This is a genomic window from Streptomyces sp. DH37, assembly GCF_029813835.1.
GTDB lineage: Bacteria > Actinomycetota > Actinomycetes > Streptomycetales > Streptomycetaceae > Streptomyces.
On the sequence record NZ_JARVKV010000075.1, the window covers coordinates 1 to 17,205 of the forward strand.

Consider the following 17,205-nt stretch of genomic DNA (forward strand, 5'->3'; position numbering starts at 1 on the left):
GCCCTCTGCGATATGCCGACCGATCCGCCGCCGCCTACGGCGGCTGCGTCAGTTGTCGTCCTCGTCGATGAGGAAGCCGCGCATCGGCGAGGGCGCCTGCTGCATCGGCTGCGGGCCCTGCGGCCGCACCGGAGCCATCGGCTGGGTCATGGCCGGGGACATCTGCTGCTGTCCACCGTACGTCTGACCGCCCTGGTTGTGGCCGCCGTGACCGCCACCCGGTCCGCCCATCGACTGCCCGCCGCCCATGGACTGGTGACCGCCCATGGTGCCGCCGGCCGGAGCGCCCGCCGACGCCATCGACGGGGACGGCGGCAGCGAGGCCGCCGCCGGGGTGCGCGGCGGGGCCAGGGAGTCGTCGGCCTGGTTCTCCAGCTGGCGGAGCTGGCTCTCCAGGTACGACTTCAGACGGGTGCGGTACTCGCGCTCGAAGCCGCGCAGGTCCTCGACCTTGCGCTCCAGCGTGGCGCGGGCGGACTCCAGGGAGCCCATCGCGACGCGGTGCTTCTCCTGCGCGTCCCGCTCCAGGGCGTCGGCCTTGGCGCGGGCGTCCCGCTCCAGCCCCTCGGCGCGGCTGCGCGCCTCGCCGACGATCTTGTTGGCCTCGGAACGGGCCTCCGCGATCGCCTGGTCGGCGGTCTGCTGCGCCAGCGACAGCACACGGGCCGCGCTGTCGCCGCCCGGGCCCTGGCCCGGACCCGGCTGGTGCATGCCGTGACCACCGTGACCACCGGGACCGCCCATCGGTCCGGGGCCCATCGGACCCGGACCCATCGGACCGCCCTGCGGTCCGTGCCCGCCGGGACCGGCCGGCAGCTGCGGTGCACCGCCGGGCAGCTGGGGCGGGCCGCCCATCTGCCCCGGCGGGACCGGCTGCGGTCCCGATATGGCGGCCGGGACGGGCCCGGGCCGTTCCTGCTGCTGGGGCTCGGGGGGTTTGCGCATGCCCTGCTGCTGCTGGTTCTGCGCGGCGGCACGCGTCGCGGCGGCCAGCTTGGCGCGCAGGTCCTCGTTCTCGCGGAGCAGCCGCGTCAGCTCGGCCTCGACCTCGTCGAGGAAGGCATCGACCTCGTCCTCGTCGTAGCCCTCGCGCAGGCGGACGGTCGTGAACTGCTTGTTCCGCACGTCCTCGGGGGTCAGCGGCATCTCTTCACCTCAACGTAAGTCATCGGCATATCGGCAAGACCGTATCGCTCACAGCCTGGCCACGACACTGATCAGGATGTAGACGATGATCATCAGTACGAAGAAGGACAGGTCGAGCGCCACGCCCCCGAAGCGCAGCGGCGGTATGAACCGCCGCAGCAGCTTGAGTGGCGGATCAGTGACAGTGTAGGTGGCCTCCAGGACGACCACCATCGCCTTGCCGGGCTGCCATGAGCGGGCGAACATGAAGACGTAGTCCATCACCAGGCGGAAGATCAGCACGACCAGGAAGACCTGCAGCACAATGAGGACCACCTGCTGTACGACGCCCATCGAGCGCTTCCCTCTCCCCTTTGGTCGCGTCCGGCCCGTCGGCCGGCCCGTCCGGTTGCACTGACTCTCAGCTCTGGTTGAAGAACCCGCCCTCTGCGATGCGGGCCTTGTCCTCCGCCGTGACATCGACGTTAGCAGGAGACAGGAGGAAGACCTTCTGTGTCACCCGCTCGATACTCCCATGGAGGCCGAACACCAAACCGGCCGCGAAGTCGACCAGACGCTTCGCGTCGGTGTCGTCCATCTCGGTCAGATTCATGATCACCGGGGTGCCCTCTCGGAAGTGTTCCCCGATGGTACGGGCTTCGTTGTACGTCCGGGGGTGCAGTGTGGTGATCCGGTAGGGCTCCCTCTCGGACACGACCTTGGGCATGATCACCGGTGCGTTCTTCTCCAGGCTCTGGCGTTCGGATGTGATGGATGACACGGGGGCAATCCTCCCGTGCCGTCCGTTTTCGGAGACGACCGCGGGGGTCTGCTCCCGCTCCCGGTGGGCGGGGGGGTGGACGACCCGCACCGGCTCCTCGGGCTCCTGCTCCCCGCCGACCTCGGCCGCGGGCGCTCCCAGGGGCTGGTGCGTCTGGTGCCGCCGGTCCCTCTCGGGATCCGGCTCGGGCTCGAACTCGTCGTCGGGGTCGAACCCCGGGCCGTCGTACCCATCGTCCTCCACGAGGCCGAGGTAGACCGCCATCTTGCGCATCGCGCCGGCCATTCTCTGCGTCCTCCGCTCTGTGGTGGTTCCCCTGCCTTCGGCGGGGAGGCCCCATTCCTGCCTCCGGTGCCTCCGACCGGGAGGCTCCAGGGCTCCGTCACCGGTGACAACCGGTGTCACCGGTGGCCCTGGCTCCACACGGCCATCCGCGCGGGGCGGGAATGACCATATTTTCTGCTGTGGCCCGACTTGTTTGGCGACGTTACCGGAGCCCGGGTCGGACTCCGAGTACCGCACTGCCGATACGCACATGTGTCGCACCGGCCGCCACCGCCTCCTCGAGATCCGCGCTCATGCCCGCCGAGACCATGGTCGCAGCAGGATGGTTCGCCCGCAGGGCCGTTGCGATTTCCCCCAGCCGCTCGAACGCGGCTCCCGGCTTCCCGGCGTACGGGCCGGACAGGGGTGCGACCGTCATCACGCCGGCGAGCCACAGCCCGGGCGCCGCGGCCACCTCGTCGGCCAACTCCCCCACCGCGTCGGGCGCGACGCCCCCGCGCCGCCCGGCCGCGCCCGTCTCCCGGTCGAGCGCGACCTGGAGGAGGCAGCCGACCCGGCGCCCCTCCCGCTCGGCCGCCGAGGAGAGGGCGCCGACCAGCCGGGGCCGGTCGACCGAGTGCACGAAGTCGGCGTAGCGGACCACGGAACGGGCCTTGTTGGTCTGCAACTGGCCGACGAAGTGCCAGGTGAGGGGGAGGTCCGCGCAGGCGTCGGCCTTGGGCGCCGCCTCCTGGTCGCGGTTCTCCGCGACCTGCCGCACCCCGAGCCCGGCCAACAGCCGGACGTCGTCGGCGGGGTAGGTCTTGGTGACGACGACCAGGGTCACGTCCTCGCGTGCGCGCCCCGCGGTGACACAAGCGCGGGTGATGCGCTCCTCCACTCGGGCGAGGTTCGCGGCCAGTTCGGCTGCGCGGCCGGTCGTGGAACCGCTCATGCCGCGTCCTCCCCGTCCGCCGCCGCGGAACCGCCGGCGGAACCGCCCAGCCACACGTAACCGGCCAGCCGGCCGGTGGTCTTCTCCCCGCGGTACGAGTAGTGGTCCCGCGACTCCAGGGTGCAGACGGACGGCGCCGGCGGCTCCGGGACCCCGAGCCGGGCGAGCTGGGCCCGCACTCCGGCCGCGACGTCGACCGCCGGAGTGCCCCGGCCGGTGGTGGCGTACGCCTCGGGCACCTCGGCCGCGACCTCCGCGCGCATCCGCTCCGGCACCTCGTAGCAGCGCCCGCACACCGACGGACCGATGCGCACCACCGTGCGCGCCGGATCGGCGCCGAGGGAGACCATCGCCCCGACCACCGCCGGCACCACCCCGGCGACCAGGCCGGGCCGCCCGGCGTGCGCGGCTCCCGCCACCCCGGCGACGGGGTCGGCGAGGAGGACGGGGACGCAGTCGGCGGTCAGGACGGCGAGCGCGAGGTTCCGACGGGCGGTCACGACCGCGTCCACCGGCGGCGCCCCGCCCTCCCGCCACGGTCCTTCGACGACGGCCACGTCGCGCCCGTGCACCTGGTTCATCCAGACCACCGCGGCCGGGTCGAGGCCGAGCGCCCTCGCCGCCAGCCCGCGGTTGGCCCGTACGGCGCCGGGGTCGTCGCCGACCGCGCCGCCGAGGTTGAGTTCGTCATACGGAGCGGCGCTCACCCCGCCCCACCTGTCGGTGAAGGCGAAGTGCGCGCCGCTCACGGTGTCGTGTTGTCCTATCACGCTCTCGATGCCTACTTGAGGAAGTCCGGCACGTCGAGTTCCTCGGCGGATCCGTCCTGGTACGGACGGGCCGGGGGCACCTGCGGGGCCGAGGACGGGCCGGTCTCGCCGGACAGCGGCGAGGGGGACCCCACGCCGTAGGCGGACGGGGCCTCCGTCAGCGGGGCGACCGGGGGCACCTCCTCCTCGCGCGGGGTGACCGAGCCGAGGCCGCCGAAGGACGGGCGGTCGGTGTCGGAGGGCACCGGACGCGGACCCGCCGGGGCCTCCTCCTTGGCGCCCCCGTACGAACCGAGCACCTTGTCGCGGTTCTTCGCCGGCGGCTGCCCGCCGTCGAAGCCCGCCGCGATGACGGTGACCCGGACCTCGTCGCCGAGGGCGTCGTCGATGACCGCGCCGAAGATGATGTTCGCCTCGGGGTGCGCGGCCTCGCTCACCAGCTGGGCGGCCTCGTTGATCTCGAACAGGCCGAGGTCCGAGCCGCCGGAGATGGAGAGCAGCACGCCGCGGGCGCCGTCGATGGACGCCTCCAGCAGCGGCGAGGAGATCGCCATCTCGGCGGCCGCCACCGCGCGGTCGTCGCCGCGCGCGGAGCCGATGCCCATGAGCGCCGAGCCGGCCTCGGACATCACGGACTTGACGTCCGCGAAGTCCAGGTTGATCAGGCCCGGGGTGGTGATGAGGTCGGTGATGCCCTGGACACCCGACAGCAGCACCTGGTCCGCGGACTTGAACGCGTCGAGCACGCTCACCTGGCGGTCCGAGATGGACAGCAGCCGGTCGTTGGGGATGACGATGAGGGTGTCGACCTCGTCGCGCAGGGCGGCGATGCCGTCCTCGGCCTGGTTGGCCCGGCGGCGTCCCTCGAAGGTGAAGGGACGGGTGACGACGCCGATGGTGAGGGCGCCCAGGGAGCGTGCGATGTTCGCGACGACGGGCGCACCGCCGGTGCCGGTGCCGCCGCCCTCGCCCGCCGTGACGAAGACCATGTCGGCCCCCTTGAGGACCTCCTCGATCTCCTCGCGGTGGTCCTCGGCGGCCTTGCGGCCGACGTCGGGGTTGGCGCCGGCGCCGAGGCCGCGGGTGAGTTCGCGGCCGACGTCGAGCTTGACGTCGGCGTCGCTCATCAGCAGGGCCTGTGCGTCAGTGTTGATCGCGATGAACTCGACGCCCTTGAGACCGACCTCGATCATCCGGTTGATGGCGTTGACGCCACCGCCGCCGATACCGACGACCTTGATGACTGCGAGGTAGTTCTGCGGTGCTGCCACGTCGAAGGCCTCTCGCCTCGAGTTACGTGTCGCCGCTCCACGGTGCTTGCGGTGCGCCGACCTATGCCGAGTGGGACGGTCCGGACGCCGACCCCGAACCCTAACGGTGAAGTTTAGGGTTACCAGTGTCTGTCGTTCCTCGGATTCTTTGGAACGGACACTAGGTCGACAAGCGGCTCGCGTTCAATGAACACGCCGAACCTCCCGTTTTTCTTCTCACCCTATGTGATCAGGCAACGCGGTAGCCAACCAGGGTGCTGGCCTGCACATACGTACGTCAACTCCCCGACGCCGCGGGGGCGCTGGGAACGCTCACGTCGAATCTCCCCGCGCCGTCGGCGGCTTTCATCAGCAGGACGAGCGATCTGGCCTTCGCCTCGCTGTCCTCGCCGCTTCCCCACATCACCGTACGGCCGCCGCTCATCTCCAGGGTGATGGAGTCGTAGGAGCGGACCCGGATGGTCCGGGTGTCGCGGCGCACCCGTTCGGGAAGGGCCGCGGCGACCCTGACGGCCTCCCCGCGCATCCGCTCGGCGCCGAAGCGGTGCCGGCTGGGGGACGCGGCGAGGTCCAGGGCGAGGACGGGGACGCCCTCGGGCCGGTCGGCGACCGTGCCGAACCGCACCCCCTCGTCGTCCACCTCGGCATAGCTCCGCCCCCTCCCGGCCCGCTCGTCTCCCCCGCCTTCCCCGTTCGGCGCGTCTTGCACCATCACGACGACGGGTTTCCGCTCGGTGATCTCCAACTCCACGCCGTGCGGCCAGGAACGGGCCACCTCCACGGAGTCGATCCGCGGCAGCCTCTCCAGCAGGCGGCTCTCCACCGCGTCGGGATCGACCGAGACGAGCGGCTCGCCGACGGGCACGTCGGCGGCGTCGAGGACCTGCCGCTCCGTCAGGACCCGCTCGCCGCCGACCGTGACGGTCTCCACCCGCAGCCACGCGGAGCCGTAGAGCAGCCACAGGGCGAGGCCGCCGAGCAGCAGCGCCGGGGCGAGGGCGAGCACGAGCAGCAGACGGCGGCGCCTGCGATCGTCCGGCGGGGGGAGGCGGGGGCGCCGGGGCCGCCCGCCGGCCGGCGGAGCGGGGGGCGGGCCGGAGTCCGCCCCCGGCCCGCGGGGGTCCCGCGGGTCGCGGCCGCCACGTTCGGCGGTCGTCGTCCGTCCGGCCACGCTCCCTGCCCTCCCGCTTCCCCGCCGCCGGGCCTCAGCCCTGGCGGCGTGCCGCGATCGCCTCGTAGACCATGCCGACCAGCAGTTCGTCGGCGTCCCGGCGCCCGAACTCGGCGGCGGCTCGGGACATGTCGTACAGCCGGTGCGGGTCGGTGAGCACCGGCAGGACGTTGGCCTGGATCCACTCCGGCGACAGTTCGGCGTCGTCGACGAGCAGTCCGCCGCCCGCCTTGACCACCGGCTGGGCGTTCAGCCGCTGTTCGCCGTTGCCGATCGGCAGCGGGACGTAGGCGGCCGGCAGTCCGACCGCGGACAGCTCGGCCACCGTCATCGCGCCCGCGCGGCAGAGCATCATGTCGGCCGCGGCGTACGCCAGGTCCATCCGGTCCAGGTACGACACCGGGATGTACGGCGGCATCCCGGGCATGTTGTCCACCTGCGGCAGCTCGTTCTTCGGGCCGACCGCGTGCAGGATCTGGACGCCGGAGCGCTGGAGGGTCGGGGCGATGGCCTGGACGACCTCGTTCAGCCGCCGGGCGCCCTGGGAGCCGCCCGTGACCAGCAGGGTGGGCAGGCCGGGGTCGAGGCCGAAGGCGGCCCGCGCCTCGGCGCGCATCGCCGCCCGGTCCAGGGTGGCGATGGAGCGGCGCAGCGGGATGCCGACGTAGCGGGCGTGCCGCAGCTTGCTGTCCGGGGTGGAGACGGCGACGTGCTGGGTGTAGCGGGAGCCGATCTTGTTGGCCAGGCCCGGGCGGGCGTTGGCCTCGTGGACGACGATCGGCACCCCGAGCCGCTTGGCCGCGAGGTAGCCGGGCAGCGCCACGTAGCCGCCGAAGCCGACCACGCAGTCGGCCTTGGTGCGTTCCAGGACCTGCTCGGCGGCCTTGATGGTGCCCCGCAGCCGCCCCGGCACGGTGATCAGCTCGGGGGTCGGTTTGCGCGGCAGCGGCACGGCCGGGATCAGCGCCAGCTCGTAGCCCCGCTCGGGGACGAGCCGGGTCTCGAGCCCGCGCTCCGTGCCGAGTGCCGTGATCCCCACGGTCGGGTCCTGCCTGCGCAGGGCGTCCGCGAGGGCGAGCGCGGGCTCGATGTGGCCGGCGGTCCCCCCACCGGCGAGTACGACATGCACCGAATTTCACCGCTCTCCGGACGGGCGCCGTACGGCGCTCCGTCGCATCGTCTTCCGTCTCACCCCAGCCAGCTTCTTTCTCACAGCAGGCTGCCGCATGGCCAGTGCCGCGCGCGCGGCGGGTTCCGATCTCGCGGACGAGATCAGCAGCCCGGCGGCGAACATCGTCGGCAGCAGGGCGGAACCCCCGTAGGAGAACAGCGGGAGCGGGACACCGGCGATCGGCAGCAGACCGAGCACCGCACCGATGTTGACCACGGCCTGGGCCGTGATCCAGGTGGTCACGCCTCCCGCGGCGTACCTGACGAAGGGGTCCTCCGTGCGTCCGGCCACGCGGATACCCGCATAGCCTAGAGCCGCGAAAAGGGCGAGCACCGACAGCGTCCCCGTCAGGCCGAGTTCCTCCCCGGTCACGGCGAAGATGAAGTCGGTGTGCGGTTCGGGCAGTTGTCCCCATTTCTCCATGCTGGCGCCCAGTCCCGAACCGAACCATCCGCCCGACGCCAGCGCGTAGATGCCGTGCACGGCCTGCCAGCACTCGTAGTTCGGGCCGGGCTCGGTGGCGCCGAGGCAGGCGAACCGGGCCAGCCGGTTGCCGCTGGTGCCGATGAGGACGGCCCCGAGGGCACCGGCGACGGCGAGCACCCCGGCGAACAGCCGCAGCGGCGCCCCGGCCAGCCAGAGCAGCCCGACCAGGATCGCGGCGACGATGATCGCGGTGCCCATGTCGCGGCCCAGCATGATCAGGCCGAGCAGCAGGAAGGTCACCGGAACCAGCGGCACCAGCATGTGCTTCCACTGGGTCAGCAGCCGTCTGTCGCCCTTGCGCGCCAGCAGGTCGGCGCCCCACAGCACCAGGGCGAGCTTGGCGAACTCGCTGGGCTGGAACTGGAAGGGGCCGCCGAGCTGGATCCAGTTCTGGTTGCCGTTGACCTCGTGCCCGATCCCGGGCACCTGGACCAGGCAGAGCAGGAAGACCGAGCCGGCCAGCAGCGGATACGCCAGCCCGCGCTGGAGCGCGACGGGCATCCGGGCGGCGGCCAGCATCAGCAGGGCGCCCAGGACGGCTGCCAGCAGCTGCTTGCGGAAGAAGTACGTGGAGGGCAGCCCGGAGCCCAGCGCCTCGATCTGCGAGGCGGAGAAGACCATCACCAGGCCGAGCCCGGTGATCATCAGGCTGCCGCCGAGGATCAGGTAGTAGGCGGTCAGCGGACGGTCCCAGGCCCGCTTCGCCCGCAGGTACAGCCGCCGGACCCCGCCCAGGGCCCGGCGCGGGCCGCGTGCGGGACGCCGCGGGGCGCCGCGGGGCGGAGTGCGCCCGGCGGCCCCGGACGCCCGGGGCGCGGCGTCCGGACGCGGGGCGCGGGGCGTACCCGGGCGCGCCGTACGGGGGCCGGGGCGGGACCGCTGCGCCTCGCGCAGTACGGCGCCCGCGCGCCCCGGGCCGCCCGCGGCGGGCAGGGCGGCCGGGGCGGGCAGGGTAGGCAGGGCGGGCACGGCCGGTACGCCGGCCGCGAGTGCCGCGCGTACGCGGCCGGCCGCCGCCGCCAGGGCCGCGAACGCCGCCGCGGGCGGCGCGGGTCGCTCGGCCGTCATCGTCCCCTCCTGTCTCCCCGGGCCGCCGGACCGCGGCACGGGGACCGGCGGGTTATCGCTCCCGCGCCGCGGACCGGCCGGAGGCGAGGCCGCGGACCGCGGCGGCGAAGGCCTCCCCGCGCGCGTGGTAGTTGGTGAACATGTCCATCGAGGCGCAGGCCGGAGCCATGAGGACGGTGTCCCCCGGGCGGGCCAGCCGCGCGGCCTCGCCGACCGCCGCCGCCATCGCCCCAGTGTCGGTCCGGTCGAGGTCGACGACCGGGACATCCGGGGCGTGTCGCGCCAGCGCTTCGCGGATCAGGGCGCGGTCCGCGCCGATCAGCACCGCGGCGCGCAGCCGCTTCGCGGCCCCGGCGACCAGCTCGTCGAAGGTGGCTCCCTTCGCGAGGCCGCCGGCGATCCACACCACCGGTTCGTAGGCGCCCAACGACGCCTCGGCGGCATGGGTGTTGGTCGCCTTGGAGTCGTCGACGTAGCGCACCCCGGCCACGTCGGCGACGTGCTCGATGCGGTGCGGGTCGGGCCGGAAGGCGCGCAGCCCGTCGCGTACCGCCCCGGGCTCCACGCCGAAGGCGCGGGCCAGGGCGGCGGCGGCCAGGGCGTTGGCGATGTTGTGCGGGGCGGGCGGGTTCACGTCCGCCGCCTCCGCCAGCTCCTGCGCCTGCCTCCGGCGGTCCTCCACGAAGGCCCGGTCCACCAGGATGCCGTCCACGACGCCGAGTTGGGACGGCGCGGGCGCGCCCAGGGTGAAGCCGATCGCGCGGCAGCCCTCGACGACGTCGGCCCGGCGGACCAGTTCCTCGGTGAGGGGGTCGGCGGCGTTGTAGACGCAGGCGACCTCGTTGCCCTGGTAGATCCGGCCCTTGTCGGCGGCGTACGCCTCCATCGAGCCGTGCCAGTCCAGGTGGTCGGGCGCCAGGTTGAGCACCGCGGCGGAGTGGGGGCGCACCGAGGGGGACCAGTGGAGCTGGTAGCTGGACAGCTCCACGGCGAGCACGTCGTACGGCGTCCCGCCCAGGACCGCGTCCAGCAGCGAGACGCCGATGTTGCCGACGGCGGCGGTGCGCAGCCCGGCGGCCTCGAGGATGGAGGCGAGCATCCGCACGGTGGTGGTCTTGCCGTTGGTGCCGGTCACCGCCAGCCAGGGCGCGGCGTCGGGACCGCGCAGCCGCCACGCCAGTTCGACGTCGCCCCACACCGGTACGCCGGCCGCCGCGGCCGCGGCGAACAGCGGCTTGTCCGGCCGCCAGCCGGGCGTGGTGACGATCAGCTCGGTGCCCTCGGGCAGGGTGGCCCCGTCGCCGAGGCGCACCGCGGCGCCCAGCTCCTCCAGTTCGGCGGCCTGCTGCCGGGCGCGCTCGTCGTCGCCGTCGTTGACGACCGTCACCTCGGCGCCCAGGGACCGCAGCATGCGCGCCGCGGGGATTCCGGAGACGCCGAGGCCGGCGACGGTGACGTGCTTGCCGGTGAACTCCCCGCCGACGGGGCCGCGCGTCATTTCCCGGCCGCCCAACCGGCGTAGAACAGGCCGATGCCGACGATCACGCACATGCCCTGGATGATCCAGAAGCGGACCACGACCAGCACCTCGCTCCAGCCCTTGAGCTCGAAGTGGTGCTGGAGCGGCGCCATTCTGAAGACCCGCTTGCCCGTCAGCCGGAACGAGCCGACCTGGATGACGACGGACATGGTGATGAGGACGAACAGGCCGCCGAGCAGGGCCAGCAGCAGCTCGGTGCGGGAGATGATGGCCAGTCCGGCCAGGGCGCCGCCCAGGGCCAGCGAGCCGGTGTCGCCCATGAAGATCTTGGCGGGCGAGGTGTTCCACCACAGGAAGCCGAAACAGGCGCCCATCAGCGCGGAGGCGACGACCGCCAGGTCCAGTGGATCGCGCACCTCGAAGCAGCTCGGGCTGCCGGTCAGCGCGCAGGCGTCCTGGTACTGCCACACCCCGATGAAGGTGTAGGCGCCGAAGACCATCACCGAGGCGCCGGTGGCCAGGCCGTCCAGGCCGTCGGTGAGGTTCACGCCGTTGGACATCGCCAGGATCATGAACAGCGCCCAGATGACGAAGAGCACCGGGCCGATCGACCAGCCGAAGTCCTGGGTGAAGGAGAGCTTGGTGGACGCCGGGGTCTGGCCGCGGGCGTCGGCGAAGTTGATGGACAGCACCGCGAAGGCGATGCCGACGATGAGCTGGCCGAGCATCTTGGCCTTGGCGCGCAGACCCAGGCTGCGCTGCTTGACGATCTTGATGTAGTCGTCGAGGAAGCCGACCAGGCCCATGCCGGCCATCAGGAAGAGCACCAGCACAGCGGAGAGCGACGGCGGCTGGCCGGTGATGACCTTGGTGAGGGCGTAGGCGATCAGCGTCGCCAGGATGAAGGCGATGCCTCCCATGGTGGGGGTGCCGCGCTTGCTGTGGTGGTCCCGCGGGCCGTCGTCGCGGATGTACTGCCCGTAGCCCTTGCGGGCCAGCAGTTTGATCAGCAGCGGAGTGCCGATCAGGGTCAGGAAGAGCCCGATGACCCCGGAGAAGAGGATCTGCCTCATCATCGGCCGGCGACCTCGCCCTCGACCAGCGCGAGCGCCACCTTCTCCAGGCCGGCCGACCTGGAGGCCTTCACCAGCACGACATCCCCCGGCCGCAGATCGTCGCGCAACAGGTCGATTGCCGCCTGAGCGTCGGACACGTGCACCGACTCCTCACCCCACGAACCCTCGTTCTTGGCGCCCATGTCGAGCCAGCGGGCCTCCCGGCCGCCGACCGCCACGAGCTTGCTGACGTTGAGCCGGACGGCCATCCGTCCGACCGCGTCGTGCTCGGCGAGCGACTCCTCGCCGAGCTCGGCCATCTCGCCGAGCACCGCCCACGTGCGACGCCCCTTGCCCATGGCGGCGAGCGCGCGGAGCGCAGCCCGCATGGACTCGGGGTTCGCGTTGTAGGCGTCGTTGACGACGGTCACGCCGTCCGAGCGCTCGATGACCTCCATCCGCCAGCGGGAGAGCGTGCCGGCCTCGGAGAGCGCGGTGGCGATCCCGTCGGCGGGCATGCCCAACTCGTGGGCTACGGCGGCCGCGGCGAGCGCGTTCGACACGTGGTGCTCACCGTACAGGCGCATGGTCACATCGCTGCACCCGGTAGGGGTGTGGAGGGTGAAGGCGGGTTGCCCCTTCGGGGTGAGTCGGACATTCTCGGCGCGGACGTCGGCGTCGGCGCCCTCGCCGAAGAGGACGACGCGGGCGTCGGTGCGGGCGCGCATGGCGCGTACCAGGGGGTCGTCGGCGTTGAGGACGGCGATGCCGCCCTCGTCCAGCGGGGGAAGTGCCTCCACCAGCTCGCCCTTGGCCTGGGCGATCTGCTCCCGGCCGCCGAACTCGCCGATGTGCGCGGAGCCGACGTTGAGGACCACGCCGATGCGCGGCGGGGTCAGACCGGTGAGGTAGCGGATGTGGCCGATGCCGCGGGCGCCCATCTCCAGCACGAGGTGGCGGGTGCCCTCCTCGGCGCTCAGCGCGGTCAGGGGCAGGCCGATCTCGTTGTTGAGCGAGCCGGGGGTGAAGACGGTGGGGCCGAGCCGCCGCAGGAGCTGGGCGATCAGGTCCTTGGTGCTGGTCTTGCCCGCGGAGCCGGTGAGGGCGACGACGGTGGCGCCCAGCCGCCGCACGACGTGCCGGGCCAGGGCGCCCAGGGCCGCCTCCACGTCGTCGACGACGATCGCGGGCACGCCGACGGGCCGGGCGGCCAGGACGGCCACCGCGCCGTCGGCGACGGCCTGCGCGGCGAAGTCGTGGCCGTCCACCCGCGCCCCGCCGAAGGCGACGAAGAGCGCGCCGGGGCGCACCTCGCGGGAGTCCCTGACCACCGGTCCGGTGACGGTCAGCCCCGGGTCCGGTATGTCGTGGGCACGGCCGGAGACGACGTCCGCGATCTCTGCGAGGGTCAGCGGGATCACGGCGCGCTCTCCCCGTTCTTCCCGGTGTTCTCCACGGTGTCGCCCCCGGTGTTGTCCCCGGAACTGCCCACGGCGTCGCCCCCGGCGTCGTCCCCCGGGCCTCCCCCGGCGTCCCGGCGGGCGGCCAGGGTGCGCGCGATGGCCTCGCGCAGCACCTCGCGGTCGTCGAAGGGGCGGACCACTCCGGCGATGTCCTGGCCCAGCTCGTGGCCCTTGCCCGCCACCAGGACCGTGTCCCCGGGCTCGGCCCGGGCGACGGCCGCGGCGATGGCGGCGGCGCGGTCCTCCTCCACCAGCACGGTGCCGCGCTCGTGGATCGGGACCTCGGCGGCGCCCGCGAGCATGGCCGCGAGGATGGCCAGCGGGTCCTCCGAGCGCGGGTTGTCGGAGGTCAGCACGGCGGTGTCGGCCAGGCGCGCCAGCGCGGCGCCCATGGCGGGGCGCTTGTGCGGGTCGCGGTCGCCGCCGCAGCCGAGCACCGCGTGCACCCGGCCGTCGGTGACCTTGCGCAGGGCGCGCAGCACGGAGTCGACGGCGTCGGGCTTGTGCGCGTAGTCCACGACCGCCAGGTACGGCTGGCCGGCGTCCACGCGCTCCAGGCGGCCCGGTACGCCGGGCACCGCGGCGACGCCCTCGGCCGCGGTCTCCAGGTCGATCCCGGCGGTGACCAGGGCGGTGATGGCCGCGAGCGCGTTGGCGACGTTGAACGGGCCGGGCAGCGGCGCCGCGGCGCGGGCCGTCACGCCGCCCGGTCCGACGACGGTGAAGGTGGAGCCGAGCGGGCCGATCTCCACGTCCCGCGCGCGCCAGTCGGCGTCCGGGTGGCCCTCGGCGGAGAAGGTGGTGACCGGCACCTCGCTGACGCCGCCGGCCAGCCGCTGCCCGTACTCGTCGTCGATGTTGACCACGCCGGCGCGGGAGCGGGCCTTGGTGAACAGCTGTGCCTTCGCCCGGAAGTAGTCCTCCATGTCCGGGTGGAAGTCCAGGTGCTCGGGGCTGAGGTTGTTGAAGACGGCGATGTCGAAGACGCAGCCGTCCACCCGCCCCAGCACCAGCGCGTGGCTGGAGACCTCCATGGCCACCGAGCGGACCCCGCGCTCGCGCATCACGGCGAACAGCGCCTGGAGCTCGGTGGCCTCGGGGGTGGTGCGCTCGGACTTGATCCGCTCGTCGCCGACGCGGGACTCGACCGTGCCGATCAGCCCGGTCAGCTCCCCCTCCTTCGCCGCCGCGCGTAGCCCGCCCTCGACGAGGTAGGCGGTGGTGGTCTTGCCGGAGGTGCCGGTGATGCCGATCTGCAGCAGGTCCCGGCCCGGCTCGCCGTAGATGGCGGCGGCCAGGGAGCCCATCCAGTCGCGCGGGTCCTCCACGGTCAGCACCGGCAGGCCGGTGGCGGCCGACCGCTCGGTGCCCGTCGGGTCGGTGAGCACCGCGACGGCGCCCAGCCGGGCGGCCTGGACGGCGAAGTCCGCGCCGTGGAAGCGGGCGCCCGGACGCGCGATGTAGACGTCACCGGGACGCACGGCGCGCGAGTCGTGGGTGATGCCGGTGACGGCCGCGTCGCCCTCGGGGGCCGCGACCCCCAGCCGCCGGGCCAGCTCCGCCAGCGGTACGGGACGGACCCGCTCCGGGCGGGGTGGGACCGGGGACGGGGATGGGGTCTGATCAGCGTGTGGCACGGCGGTGAGCGTACCCGCCGTGCCGGGCCCGCCGCGAAGCGAGGGGCCGGGTGTGCCGGGCGGGCCGCCGGCGGTGGCGGGGCGGTTCCAGGGGTCGTCGGTGATGGTTCTCACGGTCGCTTTCCGGTCGGTTTCCGGGTCAGTCCCCGGGGTCGAAGGTGACGGGCAGACGCGGGGGCTCGGCGCCGGTCGGGGGGATCCGGAGGGCCTTGAGCGTGTACTTCATGACCTGCTGGTACACCGGGCCGCACACGTCGCTGCCGAAGTAGCTGCCCTTCCTGGGGTTCTGCACGGCGCAGTAGACGGTGACGCGGGGGGCGTCGGCGGGGGCGAACCCGGCGAAGGAGGAGGTGTAGCCGTTGTAGCGGCCCGTCTCGGGGTCCACCCGGTTGGCCGTGCCGGTCTTGCCCGCCACCCGGTAGCCGGGGATCCGGGCGGTGGTTCCGGTGCCCTCCATGTCCGCCACCACCGACTCCAGCATGGTGGCGAGCGTCGTGGCGGTCCGCTCGCTGACGACGCGGGTCCGCTCCGGCCTGGGCGCGGGGGTCCAGCTCCCGTCGTGCCCGGTGGTGCCGCGCACCAGGCTCGGCTCGACGCGTACGCCGCCGTTGGCGATGGTGGAGTAGACCGACGCCGCCTGGACGGCGTTGATCGACAGGCCCTGGCCGAAGGGGATGGTGTACTGCTGCGAGGCGTTCCAGTCCCCGGGGTCGGCGAGGATGCCGGGCGTCTCCCCGGGGAAGTCCAGGCCCGTCCGCTGTCCGAGGCCGAACTTGCGCAGGTAGGAGTGGAGCACCCGGTTGGCCTCCGCCTGGGTGTCGCCGAGCTGCTCGACGGCCAGGATGGTGCCGATGTTGCTGGACTTGGCGAGCACCCCGTTGAGGGTGAGGTACCAGGTGGGGTGGTCGACGTCGTCGGCGAAGCTGCGGTCGGCGCGCGGCAGCCGGTTGGGCACCACCACATGGGTGGCGGGGGTGGCCACGCCCTCCTCCAGGACCGCGGCCATGGACATCACCTTGCTGGTGGAGCCGGGCTCGTAGGCGTCCTCCACCGCGGCGTTGCGCAGCGAGGAGGCGCTGGCCGTGGACAGGTCGCCCGGGTCGTAGCCGGGCGCGTTGGCCATGGCGAGGATCTCGCCGGTGCGGACGTCCTGGACGATCACGTAGCCGCTGTCGGCCTCGGACCGCTCCACCCGGTCCTCGATGGCCCGCTGCGCGGCCCACTGGATGTCGCGGTCGAGGGTCAGCTCCACGTCGGAGCCGGGGAGCGCGGGCTGCTCGTGCTTGTCCGCGGTGGGCACCTGGCGGCCGCCGGACTGGGCGTAGGTGATCTTGCCGTCCTTCCCGGCCAGCACCTTGTCGAACTTCGCCTCCAGGCCGCCGCCGCCCCTGCCCTCGGCGTTGACGAAGCCGAGGACGGCGGCCGCGAGCTCCCCGCCCGGGTAGACCCGCTTGGCGTGCTCCTCGGAGTACACCCCGGCCAGCACGTGGTGTCCCCCGTCGGGGCGCGGCCGTCCGGCCAGCGCGCGCTTGAGGTCGATGATCTGCCGCCAGACCTGCGGGGACTGCTGCCGGGCCAGGACGACGTAGCGCGTCTCCTCGCGGGAGAGCCGCGCGGTGAGCGTCTCCTCGTCCACGCCGAGGATGGGGGCGAGCAGTTCGGCCGCCTGGGCGGGGGCGTCGGGGACCTTCGTCTGGTCGGGGGTGAACAGGTAGGGGTCGGCGGTGATGTCGTACGCGTCGACCGTGGTGGCCAGGGGGACGCCGTCGCGGTCGGTGACGGTGCCGCGCTCGGCGGCGAGCGGGACGGTGATGTAGCGGTTGACGTCGGCCTTGCCGGCGTAGGTGCCGGCGTCCACGGCCTGCACCTGGAGCAGCCGCACGGTGAAGGCCAGCATCACCAGGGTCAGCCCGACGCCGAACAGCCTCAGCCGGGGCCGGGGGTTGCCCAGCCGGATGGCCCCCGGCTTCGGGCGGGGCGCGCGGGCCGCGGGACGGGCCGCGCGCGGGGCGGACGGCGTGCGGCGGGGGCGCTGGGGACGCTCGCTCACGGGGCTCCCTCCCCGCCGGGGCCGCCGGGAGCGGCGGGAGCCGGCTCGGGCACGCCCCGGACGGTGCCGTCCGGGAGGATGAAGGCGGGGTTGCCGCCGGGCACCAGGCCCATCTCGCGGGCCCGCTCGGCGAGCGCGTCCGGGGCGGAGAAGGAGTCCAGCTCCTGCTGGAGGGCCTGCTCCTCGTCGGTCAGTTCCTCGGCCTGCTTCTCCAGTTCTTCGAGCTCGAAGGCGCCCTGGTTGACGGCCGCGTTGAGCAGCAGCAGGGACAGCAGCCCGGAGCCGAGCAGCAGGACGACCAGCAGCACGAAGGGGGTGCGGGCCGGCGCGGAGGGCCGGTCGGCGGGCACCAGTCCCGCCAGCCTCGCCAGCCGCTGCTGGGGCGTCGGGGAGGCGGGCGCCCCGGTGCCCCGGGCCGCCCTCGACGCCGGTGCGGCCGGTTGCGGTGCCGACTTGGG

Annotated in this window: 15 protein-coding genes; all 15 read right to left on the reverse strand. The window is 73.5% G+C overall.

Features of this window, described 5'->3' with window-relative positions; genetic code table 11:
* Nucleotides 1-48: 48 nt before the first annotated feature.
* The gene (locus tag QC029_RS26600; protein WP_279558356.1) at nucleotides 49-1,146 is read right to left on the reverse strand and encodes a DivIVA domain-containing protein; all 1,098 of its coding nucleotides are present in this window, start codon (nucleotides 1,144-1,146) and stop codon (nucleotides 49-51) included.
* 48 nt (nucleotides 1,147-1,194) lie between these two features.
* Nucleotides 1,195-1,479, reverse strand: coding sequence for a YggT family protein (locus QC029_RS26605; RefSeq protein WP_093655225.1), 285 nt, complete (start codon nucleotides 1,477-1,479; stop codon nucleotides 1,195-1,197).
* A 67-nt stretch (nucleotides 1,480-1,546) separates the two neighbouring features.
* The gene (locus tag QC029_RS26610; protein WP_279558357.1) at nucleotides 1,547-2,191 is read right to left on the reverse strand and encodes a cell division protein SepF; all 645 of its coding nucleotides are present in this window, start codon (nucleotides 2,189-2,191) and stop codon (nucleotides 1,547-1,549) included.
* A 202-nt stretch (nucleotides 2,192-2,393) separates the two neighbouring features.
* Nucleotides 2,394-3,125, reverse strand: coding sequence for a YggS family pyridoxal phosphate-dependent enzyme (locus tag QC029_RS26615; protein WP_279558358.1), 732 nt, complete (start codon nucleotides 3,123-3,125; stop codon nucleotides 2,394-2,396).
* Complete coding sequence (gene pgeF / locus QC029_RS26620) at nucleotides 3,122-3,895, reverse strand: peptidoglycan editing factor PgeF (RefSeq protein ID WP_279558359.1); 774 nt, start codon at nucleotides 3,893-3,895, stop codon at nucleotides 3,122-3,124. Before pgeF ends, QC029_RS26615 begins: the two co-directional genes overlap by 4 nt.
* A gap of 11 nt (nucleotides 3,896-3,906) precedes the next feature.
* Nucleotides 3,907-5,166, reverse strand: a complete 1,260-nt coding sequence (gene ftsZ / locus QC029_RS26625) for a cell division protein FtsZ (RefSeq protein WP_279558360.1) — start codon at nucleotides 5,164-5,166, stop codon at nucleotides 3,907-3,909.
* 277 nt (nucleotides 5,167-5,443) lie between these two features.
* Complete coding sequence (locus tag QC029_RS26630; RefSeq protein ID WP_279558361.1) at nucleotides 5,444-6,337, reverse strand: cell division protein FtsQ/DivIB; 894 nt, start codon at nucleotides 6,335-6,337, stop codon at nucleotides 5,444-5,446.
* A 34-nt stretch (nucleotides 6,338-6,371) separates the two neighbouring features.
* Nucleotides 6,372-7,466: an undecaprenyldiphospho-muramoylpentapeptide beta-N-acetylglucosaminyltransferase gene (gene murG, locus QC029_RS26635; protein ID WP_279558362.1), complete on the reverse strand. Its 1,095-nt coding sequence runs from the start codon at nucleotides 7,464-7,466 to the stop codon at nucleotides 6,372-6,374.
* 6 nt (nucleotides 7,467-7,472) lie between these two features.
* Complete coding sequence (ftsW, locus tag QC029_RS26640) at nucleotides 7,473-9,062, reverse strand: putative lipid II flippase FtsW (RefSeq protein ID WP_279558363.1); 1,590 nt, start codon at nucleotides 9,060-9,062, stop codon at nucleotides 7,473-7,475.
* 52 nt (nucleotides 9,063-9,114) lie between these two features.
* Entirely contained in the window at nucleotides 9,115-10,560 is a 1,446-nt protein-coding gene (gene murD, locus QC029_RS26645; protein WP_279558364.1) for a UDP-N-acetylmuramoyl-L-alanine--D-glutamate ligase, read from the reverse strand.
* Nucleotides 10,557-11,615, reverse strand: coding sequence for a phospho-N-acetylmuramoyl-pentapeptide-transferase (gene mraY / locus QC029_RS26650; protein WP_279558381.1), 1,059 nt, complete (start codon nucleotides 11,613-11,615; stop codon nucleotides 10,557-10,559). The genes murD and mraY overlap by 4 nt, the downstream gene beginning before the upstream one ends.
* Nucleotides 11,615-13,018: a UDP-N-acetylmuramoyl-tripeptide--D-alanyl-D-alanine ligase gene (gene murF / locus QC029_RS26655; RefSeq protein ID WP_279558365.1), complete on the reverse strand. Its 1,404-nt coding sequence runs from the start codon at nucleotides 13,016-13,018 to the stop codon at nucleotides 11,615-11,617. The genes mraY and murF overlap by 1 nt, the downstream gene beginning before the upstream one ends.
* Nucleotides 13,015-14,697 (reverse strand): UDP-N-acetylmuramoyl-L-alanyl-D-glutamate--2,6-diaminopimelate ligase, encoded by a 1,683-nt coding sequence (locus QC029_RS26660; protein WP_336621615.1) that lies wholly within the window; start codon nucleotides 14,695-14,697, stop codon nucleotides 13,015-13,017. The genes murF and QC029_RS26660 overlap by 4 nt, the downstream gene beginning before the upstream one ends.
* 139 nt (nucleotides 14,698-14,836) lie before the next feature.
* Nucleotides 14,837-16,747, reverse strand: a complete 1,911-nt coding sequence (locus QC029_RS26665) for a penicillin-binding protein 2 (RefSeq protein WP_279558366.1) — start codon at nucleotides 16,745-16,747, stop codon at nucleotides 14,837-14,839.
* Nucleotides 16,744-17,097 (reverse strand): septum formation initiator family protein, encoded by a 354-nt coding sequence (locus QC029_RS26670; RefSeq protein ID WP_279558367.1) that lies wholly within the window; start codon nucleotides 17,095-17,097, stop codon nucleotides 16,744-16,746. The genes QC029_RS26665 and QC029_RS26670 overlap by 4 nt, the downstream gene beginning before the upstream one ends.
* Nucleotides 17,098-17,205: the final 108 nt, after the last annotated feature.